The organism is Microbacterium sp. NPDC090003 (assembly GCF_044748385.1).
Lineage (GTDB): Bacteria > Actinomycetota > Actinomycetes > Actinomycetales > Microbacteriaceae > Microbacterium.
This window is the reverse complement of the sequence record NZ_JBIVFW010000001.1, coordinates 1439719-1453944: the sequence shown is the minus strand read 5'-3', so window position 1 is coordinate 1453944 and position 14226 is coordinate 1439719. Positions and strand designations below refer to the sequence as shown.

Annotated in this window: 10 protein-coding genes and 1 tRNA gene; 10 read left to right on the top strand and 1 reads right to left on the bottom strand. The window is 68.6% G+C overall.

The window, feature by feature from the left end:
* The first annotated feature begins 7 nt into the window (after positions 1 to 7).
* The 6 genes from ACIPVN_RS07040 (at position 8) to ACIPVN_RS07015 (ending at position 4583) form a co-directional block, all read left to right on the top strand.
* A complete protein-coding gene (locus ACIPVN_RS07040) occupies positions 8 to 1315 on the top strand; it encodes a cysteine desulfurase (RefSeq protein WP_400441306.1) in 1308 nt (435 codons plus the stop codon).
* Complete coding sequence (gene sufU / locus ACIPVN_RS07035; protein WP_400441303.1) at positions 1312 to 1770, top strand: Fe-S cluster assembly sulfur transfer protein SufU; 459 nt, start codon at positions 1312 to 1314, stop codon at positions 1768 to 1770. Before ACIPVN_RS07040 ends, sufU begins: the two co-directional genes overlap by 4 nt.
* A gap of 46 nt (positions 1771 to 1816) precedes the next feature.
* Entirely contained in the window at positions 1817 to 2473 is a 657-nt protein-coding gene (locus tag ACIPVN_RS07030) for an NADPH-dependent F420 reductase (protein ID WP_400441300.1), read from the top strand.
* Between the two features lie 165 nt (positions 2474 to 2638).
* Positions 2639 to 3244, top strand: coding sequence for a GntR family transcriptional regulator (locus ACIPVN_RS07025; RefSeq protein WP_400441298.1), 606 nt, complete (start codon positions 2639 to 2641; stop codon positions 3242 to 3244).
* A gap of 227 nt (positions 3245 to 3471) precedes the next feature.
* A complete protein-coding gene (locus ACIPVN_RS07020; RefSeq protein WP_400441295.1) occupies positions 3472 to 3717 on the top strand; it encodes a hypothetical protein in 246 nt (81 codons plus the stop codon).
* A gap of 11 nt (positions 3718 to 3728) precedes the next feature.
* The gene (locus ACIPVN_RS07015; RefSeq protein ID WP_400441293.1) at positions 3729 to 4583 is read left to right on the top strand and encodes a hypothetical protein; all 855 of its coding nucleotides are present in this window, start codon (positions 3729 to 3731) and stop codon (positions 4581 to 4583) included.
* A gap of 15 nt (positions 4584 to 4598) precedes the next feature.
* On the opposite strand, the gene ACIPVN_RS07010 is transcribed toward ACIPVN_RS07015, so the two are convergent.
* Entirely contained in the window at positions 4599 to 5456 is an 858-nt protein-coding gene (locus ACIPVN_RS07010; protein WP_400441291.1) for an SDR family NAD(P)-dependent oxidoreductase, read from the bottom strand.
* Positions 5457 to 5550: 94 nt separating this feature from the next.
* Between ACIPVN_RS07010 and ACIPVN_RS07005 the strand changes: the two genes are divergently transcribed.
* The 4 genes from ACIPVN_RS07005 (at position 5551) to ACIPVN_RS06990 (ending at position 14089) form a co-directional block, all read left to right on the top strand.
* Positions 5551 to 6144 (top strand): asparagine synthase, encoded by a 594-nt coding sequence (locus ACIPVN_RS07005; protein ID WP_400441289.1) that lies wholly within the window; start codon positions 5551 to 5553, stop codon positions 6142 to 6144.
* Positions 6145 to 6210: 66 nt separating this feature from the next.
* Positions 6211 to 6283 (top strand) — tRNA-Arg (locus tag ACIPVN_RS07000).
* Between the two features lie 589 nt (positions 6284 to 6872).
* Positions 6873 to 7745, top strand: a complete 873-nt coding sequence (locus ACIPVN_RS06995; RefSeq protein ID WP_400441287.1) for a hypothetical protein — start codon at positions 6873 to 6875, stop codon at positions 7743 to 7745.
* Positions 7745 to 14089, top strand: a complete 6345-nt coding sequence (locus ACIPVN_RS06990) for an RHS repeat-associated core domain-containing protein (protein ID WP_400441284.1) — start codon at positions 7745 to 7747, stop codon at positions 14087 to 14089. The genes ACIPVN_RS06995 and ACIPVN_RS06990 overlap by 1 nt, the downstream gene beginning before the upstream one ends.
* Positions 14090 to 14226 lie beyond the last annotated feature (137 nt).

Sequence of the window (14226 nt, the reverse complement as noted above, 5' to 3'; positions counted from 1 at the left end):
TAGAAGGATGAGCACGTCGTCCCTCACCGCCCCGGCCATTCCGCTGAGCGACGACGAGGTGCTCCGCCTGCGCGCGGACTTCCCGATCCTCGCGAGCGAGGTGAACGGGCATCCGCTCGCCTACCTCGATTCGGGGGCGACCTCGCAGCGCCCGTTCGCGGTGCTCGACGCGGAGCGCGAATTCGCGATCCGGTTCAACTCCGCCGTTCACCGCGGCGCGCACACCCTGGCAGCGGAGGCCACCGAGCTGTTCGAGGACGCGCGGGCCACCGTCGCTCGTTTCATCGGGGCCGACGACGACGAGATCGTCTGGACCTCGAACGCCACCGAGGCGCTCAACCTCGTCGCGTACTCGTTCTCGAACGCCTCCATCGGGCGCGGGGGAGCAGCGGCCGAACCGCTCCGCCTGCGCGCGGGCGACGAGATCGTCACGACCGAGATGGAGCACCACGCCAACCTCATCCCGTGGCAGGAGCTGGCGGCGCGCACCGGCGCGACCCTGCGGGTGATTCCGCTCGACGACGACGGTGCGTTGCGCCTCGATGCTCTCTCCGAGCACATCACCCACCGCGCCAGGCTCGTCGCCGTCACCCATGTCTCGAATGTGCTCGGAGTCATCAACCCGGTCGAGCGGGTGATCGCCCGCGCCCGCGAGGTCGGCGCGCTCGTGATGCTCGACGCCTGCCAGTCGGCCCCGCACCTGCCGCTCGACGTGCGCGCGCTCGACGTCGACTTCGCCGTGCTCTCGGGGCACAAGATGCTCGGACCCACGGGCGTCGGCGCGCTCTACGGTCGTCGTGAGCTGCTCGAGATCATGCCGCCGTTCCTCACCGGCGGTTCGATGATCACCACCGTCACCACCACCGAGGCCGAGTACCTGCCTCCACCCCAGCGGTTCGAGGCAGGCACGCAGCGCGTCTCGCAGGCCATCGCGCTGGCCGCGGCGATCGACTACCTGACCGAGGTGGGGATGCCGCGGATCGCCGCCCACGAAGCGCAGCTCGGCGCGCGTCTGCTCGACGGTCTCGGCGCGATCGACGGCGTGCGGGTGCTCGGCGCGGGCATCGCACTGCCGCGCGTGGGGCTCGCGAGCTTCGACGTCACCGGCATCCATTCGCACGACGTCGGTCAGTTCCTCGACGACCGCGGCATCGCCGTGCGCGTCGGGCACCACTGCGCTCAGCCGCTGCATCGCCGTCTGGGCGTGACCTCGTCGACCCGGGCCAGCACGTACCTCTACACGACCGACGCCGAGGTGGATGCCGTGATCGACGGCGTCGCTGCGGCCATCGACTTCTTCGGAGCACGCTCATGACGTCCGGCGACCTGCAGAACCTGTACCAGGAGCTCATCCTCGACCATTCGCGCACGCCGCACGGGTTCGGTCTGCGCGGCGAGGTTCTCGCGCAGTCGCACCAGGTCAATCCCACCTGCGGCGACGAGGTCACCGTGCAGGTGCACCGTGCGGCAGACGGGACGGTCGAAGCGATCGCGTGGGAGGGGCACGGGTGCGCGATCTCGCAGGCCTCCGCCTCGCTGCTCGCCGAACTCGCCGAAGGGCTCTCGGTCGACGACCTCGACCTGCGCATCGCGGCCTTCCGCGAGGCGATGCGCTCGCGCGGCAAGATCGAACCCGACGAGGAGCTTCTCGGCGACGCGGCGGCGCTCGGCGGGGTCTCGAAGTACGTGGCCCGCGTGAAGTGCGCAATGCTCGCGTGGGTGGCCGCCGAAGACGCTCTGCAGAAGTCGACGCGGTCGCCCTCCGCCTAGGGCGGAGCCGCCGTCATCGGGCGACTCTTCGGAATACCCGCGGGCGGTGGGCGTTGGCCTCATCATGACCACTATCGGAATCATCGGTGCAGGAAACATCGGCGCCCAGGTCGCTCGCGCGGCCGTCGCCACCGGCTACGACGTCGTGATCGCGAACTCGCGCGGACCCGAGACCCTCACGGATCTCATCGACGAGCTGGGTCCGAAGGCGAAGGCGGGGACCGCCGTCGAAGCGGGCGCGGCGGGCGATGTCGTCGTGGTGACGGTGCCGCTCAAGGCGATCGGTGACGTGCCGGTCGAACCACTCGCCGGCAAGATCGTGCTCGACACGAACAACTACTACTTCGAGCGCGACGGCCACATCGACGCGCTCGACAGGGGCGAGACCACGACGTCGGAGATCGTGCAGGCGCACCTGCCCACCTCGCGAATCGCCAAGGCGTTCAACCACATCATGGCCGCCGACATCACGTCTGACGGCACGCCGGCCGGCACGCCGGACCGCCGCGCTCTCGCGACCGCGGGCGACGACGAGGCCGTCGCCTTCGTGACGAAGTTCTACGACGAGATCGGATTCGACACCGTCAACATCGGCCCGCTCAGCGAGTCGTGGCGGGTCGAGCGCGACCGTCCGGCGTACGTCGTGCGGCAGAACGCGGCCGAGCTCGAGGCGAACCTGGCGAAGGCGAATCGCCTGCCCTGAGCCGAGATCGATTTCACAACGGGGGACGGATGCGGCCGCATCCGTCCCCCGTCTCATTCAGCTGAATATTCTCGCCGTGGGATACCAAAGTTGGCGAATCGCTGTTCCGAGTGCAAGACTGCCGGAATGACGGGGGCGGGGGCTACCGAGCTGGAGTCGGTGCGAGTGACGCGCATACTGCGCGACGACATCGTGCTGGGTCGGCGCGCCCCGGGTTCGCGACTCGTCGAACGCGACATCGCCGCCGAGCTGCACGTCTCGCGGCTGCCCGTGCGCGAGGCCATTCGCGTTCTCGTGTCGGAGGGAGTCGTTGTCGCACGGCCTCGCACGTGGGCCGTGGTGCGTGAGTTCACGCACCAGGACATCCAGGACTTCGCCGAGGTGCGCGAGGCGATCGAGACCCTGATCTTCGTGTTCGCCGCCGAGCGCCATGACGATGACGGCATCGAGCGCATGCGCCTCGTCTACGAGCGTGAGATGGCGGCGGCGCTCGCGGGCGATGCCGAAGGTGCCCGGATCGCGGCGGGCGACTTCCACGAGATCGCGGCGCGCCTCGCCGGCAACGACATGCTCAACGAGCTCATCAGTGTCTTCCTCACGCGGCTGCAGTGGCTGTTCGGTCAGCACGACGACCTCGTGGCCATGGCCGAGGAGCATCGCATCATCTTCGAGGCGATGGCGGCCCGCGACTCCGAGGCGCTGCGCACGCTGATCCCGCAGCACCTCGCGAGCGGCCGGCTCGCGGCCGAGCGGCGGCTGGCTCGCGGCTGAGGTCGTACGGTGACACCTTCGCGCCGAGCCTCGGGCGGAGAGTGTGCATAACTCCGGAGAAATCCGGCTGCGGGCCTGAAGAGGGGGCTTATCGACGGGGCCGGCGCGATATCTCCGGAGTTACGAACTGCGTCGACGGCCCGGTCCGCCGCATATCGCCCTCACCAGGCTCCGGCACACCGCTATATTGGGCCTGTTGGGTGTGTTCGCGTTCTCTGGGGAGCGGTATGCGAGGCGTAGCCGTCGTCGTCGGGGGTCTGTTGGTGATCGGGGGAGCGACGATCGTCGTGCTCGCCGACCAGCAGCGCGCAGCCGAGGTCGCGCAGTTGCACGACCGCGTCGAGCAGACCACCGAGCGTCTCGACGACATCGGTGACGACAACCTCGGCCTCGCCCGCCGGCTGACGGCCCTGCGTTCGCACATCGCCGAGCAGGATGCCGCGCTCACCGACACCACGGGATTCAAGCAGTGATCCGGCGCGCGATGGCGGTGACGATCGCGGCCGCGATCCTGGTCGCCGGTGCGGTGGTGGATCGCGCTGCCGCTCTCGAGGCGGAGCGCGCCGAGACGGCCGAGGAACTCATCGCCGTCACCGAGCGCGCGAACACCTCCGCCGCGCGCACCGCTTATCTCGAAGGGGCCGTCGAACGCGCCGAAGAGGATGCTGCCGACCGCGACGCGGTACTCGAGGTGCGTCCCGCCTTCGTCGATGAGATCGCCGCCCTCTCCACGGCATTGGAGGGGGCGGACGGCAAGGTCGACACGGCGGCGCACCGCGCATCCGCTTTGAACGCGCAGCAGACCGTGCTCGCCGAGCGGTCGGATCCCGCGGTGATCGTCGCGGCCACCGCCACGGTTCACGCGCTCACCGAGAAGGTCGGCGAAGAGGTCGCCGGGTGGCAGGCGGCGCAGATCGTCACCGCCGGTCCGGCGGGGCCGGCGTCGAGCACGAGCGGCCCGGACGGCTACGCGCGGGTGCGTGCAGCCCTCGACCAGGTGGGCGGCGCGGGCGTCGGCCTGTACGAATCGTCGTCGTGCGCGGGCGGCACGGCGCCGGCGTGCGCGAACAGCGGCGGCTACATCAAATACCGCGCCGACATCGCGAACTGGAGCAGTGGCCGCCTGCAGTGGGCCATGGCGCACGAGCTCGCGCACATCTACCAGTTCCAGGTGTGGGGTGCGCTCAACGCCTCGGGCTCGTACCAGTCGATGTTCGGAGGAGACCCCGAGTTCCTCGCGAACTGCATGGCGGTCGTGCGCGGGTATCCGGGCGATGTCGGGTGCGACGGCGATCAGCAGGCGTGGGCGTCGGGAATCTGGGTCGGCGCGGTGCGGTGAGCACGTTCGCCGTGCTCATTCGATCGGCGTCGTCGTGTCGATCGCCTCGCGCAACGGCCCGCGCATGACGCGCCAGTAGCCGGTGGGCGAGAGGCGCGTGAGCACGTCGATGAGTCGGGCCTCGCGCCCGATCATGGTGCGCGCCCGGCGACGGACGGTCGCGCGCACGATGCGCGCCGCGGCATCCGCGGGTTCGGTGTGGTACATCGCGGCCTGTGCGGCAGCGGCCCGATCGGCGATGGCCGGCGGGATCGCGGCGGCGTACCGACCATGCAGGATGATGCCCGTGCGCACCCCCGCCGGATACACCGCGCCGACCGACACCGTGCTGCCCTGGAGCTCGTGCCGCAGGGCCTCCGAGAACCCGCGCACGGCGTATTTGCTCAGTGCGTAGGGGATGCGACCCGCCGGGGCGGCGAGGGCGTAGACGCTCGCGAGGTGGGTGATGTGGGCGGCGGGGGCGCGGCGAAGCGCGGGCAGGAGCGCCTTCGTGATCGACACCGTGCCCCACAGGTTCACGTCGGTGAGCCAGCGCATCTCCTCCATCGTGAGCTGGTCGATGTCGCCGAGCATCGACGACCCGGCGCAGGTGATGAGCGCGGTGATCCGAGGGTGGGCGGCGATGATGTCGGATGCCGTCGCGAACACCGCCACGTCGTCGCGCAGGTCGACCACGTGGGTGGTGACCGGTGGGGCGCTCGGGTTGCGTGGGCCGGCGAGTTCGGTCGAGAGGGCCTGCAGCGCATCGGCGTTGTGATCGATGAGGGCGAGGTGCGCGCCGGAGGCGGCGAGCTGGCGGGCGACCTCGGCGCCCATGCCGCTGGCCGCTCCGGTGATCACCGTCGTACTCCCGGGCAATGTCAGTGGCCGCATGCATACTCCTCGAGGGCGAGACGAGCGGTTTTCCCCCATTGTGTCCGAGGTTCGGCGCGGGCGATACGGGTACGCTCGAAGGGAGGAGGTTCCGGTGGGACGAACAGCGGATGCCATCGCCGAAGGCGTCGCGATCGCGACCGCTGCGGCGCGCCTCGCGATCAAGAACCACATCCTCGTCGGCACGATCGCCGAGGGCGGCGCCTTCGACACCGAGAAGTACATCGCCGACGCGCGCGAGGCGTTGCGAGCGATGGCCGAGGAGTCCGAGGCGGCGGCCGAGAACGTCACCGCCCTGCGCAAGCGCGCGCGTGGTCGGCACTCCGATCCGCGCGGCACGCACGACTACCGCGACCGTGACGTGCGCAACCTGCGACGGCGGGCGAAGCAGTCGAGCGGTGTCGCTGCGAAACTGCGCGAGATGATGGACGACCCCGAGCAGCTCCGCGCGATGGTCGAAGAGGCACGTGAGGGTGCGTGGTCCGACGTGCGGCACAACCTCGACCGCCGACTGCGCGTCGAGGGGATGCGTCCCGACCAGGACCCCGACTACTCCCGCATGCGCGAGGCGCGGATGCAGGCGCTGCGGCTCGTCGATCTGCAGGCGCTCTCATCGAGGCAGCGCGCCAAGGCGAAGCTCCGGAAGAAGCAGGACGACGCCGAAGACGGGGCGGACGAGACGGCCTGACCCGGCTCGTTTCGCTTTCGCGTCGAGTCTCATGTAGGCTATTCCACGGCCCGCTGAGCGGGCTGGGCGCCCGTAGCTCAATGGATAGAGCATCTGACTACGGATCAGAAGGTTAGGGGTTCGAGTCCCTTCGGGCGCACAGCAGGTGAAACCCCCGTCGCGAGAGCGGCGGGGGTTTTCTCGTACCCGGGGTGTGTCTCGTGGGTCCCGCCCCGCACAACTTCGGAGCTCTGACGCGACGCGCCCGTCGCGGCATCCGTTCGTCGGGGTGTCGCTCTGCAACTCCGAAGTTGTGCGGTCGCGGTTGCTCCGGTCGCAGGAGTGGTCGAAGAGGTTGTTCCGGTCGCATGAGTGGTTGATTTGGGTGCTCATTCCGGCCATTCGAGCGACTGGAGAGCGGGAAAGCGCGCGGATGACGTAGCGGAGACCCGCGGGAAAGCACGCTGCCGATATACCAATGTGCCAAAAGGGGCACCGTGAGAAAGTGCTCGTGCTATCGCCAAGACGAGGCAACACGCGTTTTATGACGCGAAAACGGAATCTTTTTTCTGGACCCGGCGTGTCGCGCATTTCGGCTTGCAAATGAGCCGACCGGTACGCCACTGTGAATCCCCAGAGCGGCGCATATGAAGCGCCTGTGAGCATCCGGGGGGATGACTTTGGTCCAGCACTCTGTGCGACGAATCGTCGCGCGCGCAATCGTCGGAGCCGTCGCACTCGTGTCGCTGATGTCGACACCCGTTATGGCGCAGGCGGTCGAACCCGTCTCCACCGAGACCATGGTTGCGAGTGTCGCAACCGCACCGGTGTTCGCCTCGGCGGACGAGAAGGATTCCGACGGCGACAGCATCCCCGACGTCGTCGAGCGCCAGGTGTGCGGCACCGCGACCTGCGCCGACGGCACCGAAGACACCGACGGCGACGGCATCCCCGACTGGACCGAGGTGCTCTCGTGCGGCACCACCACGTGCGCCTCGCCGACAGCCGACCGCGACAAGGACGGCATCCCCGACTTCGCCGAGCGCCTCGTCTGCGGCACCGACACCTGCTCGAACTCGCTCGAAGACGCCGACGGCGACCGCATCGGCGACTGGGTCGAGTTCGTGATCTGCGGCACCCGCACCTGCGCCGACGGCTCGGAGGACTACGACGGCAACGGCGTCTCGGACGCCGCCGAACTCGCCGCCTGCGTCGTGCGTATCGACGACCTCGCCATCACGGGTGGCACGATCGCGCTCTGGATCATCATCCTCGCCGTCGTGCTCATCGGCGGCGGCCTCGGTCTGTGGATCTGGCAGCGCCGCCGCAACGCGGCTGCGGGCGCGGACCTCGACGCGGAATCGGATGCCGGGGCGGATGCCGAAGCGCCGGCTGACACCGAGACGGATGCCGAAACACCGGTCGGCTCCGACACCGATGCCGAGTCGGATGCAGCCCCCGAGGCCGCGGACGACCTTGAGGTGTTCGACGAGCTCGACGCCGCTACCTCTTCCGACGAGCCCACCCCCGACACCACCCCCGACGCCGACGCCTCCCTCGACGCCGACGCCTCCCTCGACACCGACCCCGACCCCGACGGCACCACCGAGGCTGGTCGCTGATGTGGTCGAGGTCCGTCGCGGTCAGTGCGATCGCGGCGCTGGTTCTCGGTGTCGGTGCGGTGGCTCCCGCCCCGTTCACGCCCCAAGAGCTCATGGAGCATGCCCGCAACGAGGTGCTGCAGAAGGTCTACGCCGCCGCCGGCCTGAATGAAGACGGCGAAGTCGACGAGACCGAGACGGACGAAGCCCAGAACCCGGCCGTACAGGGCGGCATCGCGACGACAGCCGCGAACGCGGCTGCGACCACCGCGGCCAACGCCACCCCCGCCGGCACTTCGAAGCCGATCGAAGCCCCAGACGCGGCATCCGATCTCGCTCCCGGCGAGCCGACCGACATCGCCTCCGACGCGCTCGGCGTGCAGGCGACGTTCTCGGGTCACGACCTCGCGGCTCCGGTCTCGCTCAGCCTGACCGAGGCGCCGTCCGAGGCGCAGGCGCGTCGTTCGGCCGCGGTCGACACCGCAGGCATCGTGGTGAGCGACCCGGTCGAGATCGTCGCGCTGAACGACGCCGGCGAGAAGGTCACGAGCTTCCCGGCCGAGCTGATCGACCTGCCCGACGAGGATCCCGAGCACGGCCCGGTCGTGAAAGACGTGATCCCGGGCATCACGCTCGAGTTCGACGTCGACATGGCGCGCGTCGAAGAGGCCGATGTCGAGACCTCGACCCTGCGCATCTACACGCGCTCGACTCCGAGCGACCCGTGGACCGAGCTGCCGTCGTACTTCGACGCCGAGACGCAGACGGTCAAGGGCGAGTCCGATCACCTGTCGCAGTTCGTCGTGATCGGCACCCCGTTCGTCGCTCCTCCCGGGCCGGTCGTGGTGCTCGACCCCGACAACGACGAGGGCGTCGTGCAGACGCCGGCCCCCGCGACGGAGTTCCCGTACAACTGGAACCTCGTCGAGGGCCTCGCGAGCTACCTTGCACTCCAGTGCAAGGCGCAGGTGGTGCTGACGCGTCCGGCCGGTGTGCCGTTCGTCTCCCGCGACACCCGCGCCGGCGTCGCGGCATCCGCCAACCCCGTCGCCACGGTGAGCTTCGGCTTCGCGACCTGGATGGGCTATGCATGGGGCAATGAGTCCGACGGCGGCACCATGGCCTACTCGCGTGGCTCGGGCGCCGACAACCAGCTGCGCGATTCGTTCGTCACCCACATGCCGACGTACACGGGGCGTCCATCGAACATCGAGCCGTCGAACGCGAACTTCCCGTTCGCGCAGTTCGGCGGGGTGCCCGGGGCATATGCCCACGTCGAGACGCTGTTCCTCGACCACAACTACGACCGTCCGGTGATCGACCAGGGCTTCGGCAGCGTCATCGACGGCACGTTCCGCAGCCTCGGCGGCTATCTCGAGTCGATCGGCTTCGACTGCACCGACCCGGTGCTGGGCGGATGGCCTTCGCCGCCGTCGCAGGCCGAGCTCGCCCGCTGGCGCCACCTGGGCTACCAGAACTACCAGACCTACGGCGCCGACCCGGTGTCGTTCTCGACCGGAAACCTGGTCGAGTCGTTCCCGCTGTTCGACCTGGCGGGCCCCGGCGCGCAGTCGATCGCGGCGAACCTCGTTTACAACGCGCAGGACGGCCGACTCTCGCGGGTCGGTGCGGGCTGGACGTTCGGGCTGGGTGCGAGAGCACAGCGGTTCGATGACGACTCGGTCATGGTGGTGCGCGGCGACGGAGCATCGTTCGTATTCGCGAGCGACGGTGCCGGCGGCTACACCGGCGAGGAGGGGCTCGGGCTCACTCTCGCCGAGGGCGGCAACGGCCAGTTGAATCTCACGAGCGACGAGGGCGAGACGTGGGTCTTCGACGCGGCCGACCTCTGGGGCATCGGCGAGCTCGCGCGGCACGTCGACCGGCAGGGCAACACGACGACCCTCACCTACGGCCCGAGCGACCCCGACGTGAACCAGTTCACGCCGCTGACCTCGATCACCGATGCCGCCGGCCAGACGGTGCAGGTGGCGAGCGACGGCGTCGGCCGCATCACCGGCTTCACGCTGCCTGACGGCCGCACCTGGGGCCTCGCCTACAACGACGCCGGCGACCTGATGTCGATCACCAGCGCCGACGGCACCGTGCAGTCGTTCACCTACGACGCCGACCACCGGATGCTGACGGCCGTCGACGGAAACGGCGTCACGTATCTCGTCAACGAGTACGACGACGCCGGCCGGGTGGTGCGACAGCTGGATGCCGAGAGCAACGTGCGCACCTTCGCCTACGCCGACGGCGAGACGACGTACACCGACAACGAGGGCGCCGTGGCCGTCTTCGAGTACGACGACCAGAAGCACATCACGGGCATCGTCGACACCGCGGGCGAGAAGGCCACGTGGGAGTTCGACGACCTCGGCAACGTCTCGTCGCACACCGACGAGGCCGGGCGCACGTGGGAATACACCTACGACGCCGACGGCAACCTGCTCACCGAGACCGACCCCGCGGGCGTCGTCACGGAGTACACCTACACCGCCGGGGGAGACGTCGAGACGGTGACCGACCTCGACGGCGACCGCGCCGAGACCAACGTCTACAACGCCCAGGGCCTGATCGCCGAGGTGCAGCAGGCCGACGGCACGACCGTGCGGTTCGAGTACGACGCAGCGGGTGACCTGACGCGCAGCATCCTGCCGTCGGGCGCCGCCACGACGTGTGCGTACGACGCGCGCGGCAACCTGACCTCGTCGACCGATGCGATCGGTCGCGTGACGACCTACGCCTACGACGCGAGCAACCGGCTCACCACGGTGACCGATGCGGCGGGCGGCGTCTCGTCGTTCGCGTGGGATGCGGGCGACCGCCTCGCCTCGACGACGGATGCCGAGGGCGGGGTCACGACCTACGCGTACGACGGCAACGGGCAGCTGATCGCGGCGACCGATCCGCTCGGCGCGGTCACCGGGTACACGTGGGATGCGCTCGCGCGCCTCGTGACGGTGACCGACCCCGAGGGCGGCGTCTCGACGTTCGCCTACGACGGCGAGGACAACCTGACCGCATCGTCGGATGCCGAGGGCGGCACGACCGCGTTCGTGCTCGACGAGGCCTACCGCACGGTGGGCGTGATCGACCCGCACGGCGGGGAGTGGGAGCGCCGGTACGACGAGACCGGAGTGCAGACGGCATCCGTCGATCCGCTGGGGGCCGAGACGATCTCGACGCTCGACGACCTCGGCCGGGCGGTCACGACGACCGATGCGACCGATGCGTCATCGTCGGTGGAGTACGACGCGGCCGGACGCCTGGTCTCGCAGACCGATGCCGCCGGCGGCGTGACGACCTACGAGTACGACCTGATGGATCGGGTGACGCTCGTCACCGACCCCGCCGGGTTCGATACCGAGTACCTGTACGACATCGATGGCAACCTCATCGGCGTCGTCGACCGCAACGGCAACCCGACGCTGTACACGGTGGATGCTGTCGGACAGGTGCTGAGCGAGACCGATGCGACCGGCGCGGTCACCGAGTTCTCGTACGACGCCGCGGGGCGGATCACGAGCATCCTCGATGCCGATGGCCGCACGACCGCGATCGAGTACGACCGCAACGGGCAGCAGACGGCGATCGTCGCTCCCGGTGGGGTGCGCACGACCTACGCCTACGACGCCGCCGGACGGTTGGTGTCGCAGACCGATGCCCTCGGCGCGGTCACGACGTACGCGTACGACAAGGCGTCGCGCCTGGTGACGGTGACGGATGCCGCGGGCGGCGTGAGCACCTACGGCTACGACAAGGCCGGACGGCAGACGCTGGCGGTCGATCCGGTGGGCGAGGCGACGGCGTTCGCCTACGACAAGGCCGGCCAGCTCGTCGGGGTGACCGAGGGGTACGAAGCCGGAGCGGATGCCGCAGCCGACGTGAACGTGAAGACCGCGTACGCGTACACCGCGACGGGTCTGCTCGAGAAGATCACGAACCCGCTGGGCGCCGAGACGACCTTCGCCTACGACGCGGCGGGGCGACAGACGACCGAGACCGGGCCGACCGGCATCGAGACCGTCACGGCCTACGACGATGCGGGTCGCGTGGCGCGGGTGTCGAATCCGGCCGGGCTCGTGGCGGCGTACACGTACGACGAGCGCAGTGATGTCGCGAAGCTGACGCGTGCCGACGGCGACGTGTCGTTCGAGTACAGCGGCGAGCAGCAGCCGATCGTCATGGACGACCCGACCGGAACGACCGGGTGGGTGTACGACGAGGTGGGTCGTCTGCTGGAGCAGACGGACACGCGGGGTGGCACGCTGACGTCGACGTATACGGCGGCGGGTCTGCGCGAATCGTTGACGTATCCGGATGGCACCGAGACCGCGTACTCGTTCGATGCGGCCGGTGATGTGGCGACGCAGTCGACGCCGGAGGGGGTCGTCGAATATGCGTGGGATGCCGAGAGCCGGCTGGTGGGGATCGAGCGTCCGAATCAGGTGTCGAGCTCGTTCGAGTACGACGTGTTGGGTCAGGTGACGCGGGTGCGGCACGAGACGCCCGAGCCGGAGTCCGTGCCGGTGGTCGAGCCTGCGCCGGAGCCGTTGCTGACGGATGCGGTGGAGTGTCGTGCGGTGGGGTCGTATCTGGCGGAGCGGCAGGCGCCGATGGCGGGTGGGCAGAAGCCGTGTGTGAAGACCTGGGACTACCTCGAGCGACGGACGCTGCCCGAGGTGGAGTCGCCGGTTCCCGCCGGTGCGTCACTCGAGTACACGTACGAGTACGACGCCGCGGGGAGCGTGACGGACTCGGTCCGCACGATCACGGGTCCCGAGATCGCGGAACCGTCGGTTCCTGAGCCTGTCGAAGGGTCCGACACCCCGCAAACGGTCGAGACTCTCACCCACGCCTTCGTCTATGACAATCTCGGTCGCCTGACGCGTTCGGAGGCATCCGATGGTGAGACGAACACGTACGGGTACGACAAGGCGGGTAACCGCACGTCGTGGAACGTGAACGGTTCCGAGGCGGGCAGCAGCAAGCTGACGGCCGTGTTCAACGAGGCCGGTCAGTTGACGTCGACCACGACGACGGGTGCGAATGCGGGTTCTGCGTCGTACTCGTTCGATGGTGCGGGCAACCGGTCCGGTCAGACGGTGAACGGCACCGCGACGTCGTTCGGTCATGACCCGGCGGGGCGGTTGTTGTCGACGCAGACCGAGGGCCGGTCGACGTCGTACACGTACGACGGGTTGGATCGTCGCACGTCGGTGACGGGTGCCACGGCGTTCGGGTCGGACACGACGTCGACGACGTGGGACGGGCTCGAGCCTGTCGCGACGGATAGCGCCCAGCACGGCGTGACGGATCTGTTGCGGGATCCGACCGGTGAGGTCGTGTTCCAGACGGGCGGGTACGACGACGCCTGGGCACTCGGTGACATGCGTAACGTCACGGCGACGGCGGATGCCGGGGGCCGGATCACCGATCTTGTGGACTACACGGACTTCGGTGCGGCCGGGTTCGAGTCCACCGGGTGGGCATCCATCGTCGGCAACGACGGACAGCCGGGGGATGCGACGCTCGGGTTGGATCACTACTACGCCCGCGACTACGACACCACCACCGGGTCGTGGGTGCAGCCCGACGAATGGCGCGGGCTGCTGGTGCGGCCGCAGTCGTTGAACCGGTTCGCTTATGTCGAGAACTCGCCCCTGGCGTTCAGTGACCACCTCGGGTTCCTGCCGATCGGTGGCGGACTCAAAGGTGGCGTCGCGAAGGCGTATGCGAAGAACGCCGTGAAGAAGGGCGGCATCGCTGCCGCGGTCCGTAAGAAGGTCGGACCGAGGACGCCGAAACACTCCATAGGCACGAGTGGTGGTGGGCGCCCGGCGATACTCTCGCGAGGCGGTGGATCGCCGTCATCCGGCGTGAGTGTGCCCGCGTCCCGGTCGGGACAGTTCATTTCGATCGTGCATGCTGGTCCGGAGGATTGCGAACCAGACGAGACGTACGTCAGCGGACCATACACAGATGCCTGCCACTCCACGGAAGTGCTCGAAAATCGTCGCCAGCAGGAACGCGACTTCTGGAATGGATTGTCTAGTTGGACAGGTGGTGCTTCATTGGTTTTGAACGGACTCGGCACAGCTGCAGCTGTTCTTTGTTTTGGCGGTGTACACGCCTGCGTGGTGGGTGCCGCTATCTCGAAGATCGCAGGAATCGTTGCACTTCCACTTGCGGTGACTTCGTCCGTAGCCGATTGCATAGGTAATGGCTGGGATGCGAAGTGCTGGGGTGGGGTCTTGTACACTTCTGGGGCCACAGCGGCCACGGTTTTCGCCCCTCCATTCGTGGGGAACGGTGTCTCGCTTGGTATGGGCCTGATATGGATGATGGCGTCAAGATAGTGATCAGAGAGACGAGTAGCGGGAATGGATAACCCTTTTGCAATAGTTCTATCGGCTCTTGGTGCGCTGTTGATTGTTGCGGGAACCTGCGTTGTCCTTGGGCGGCGGCGGATCGCGCGTAATATTCAGGCGGCCCG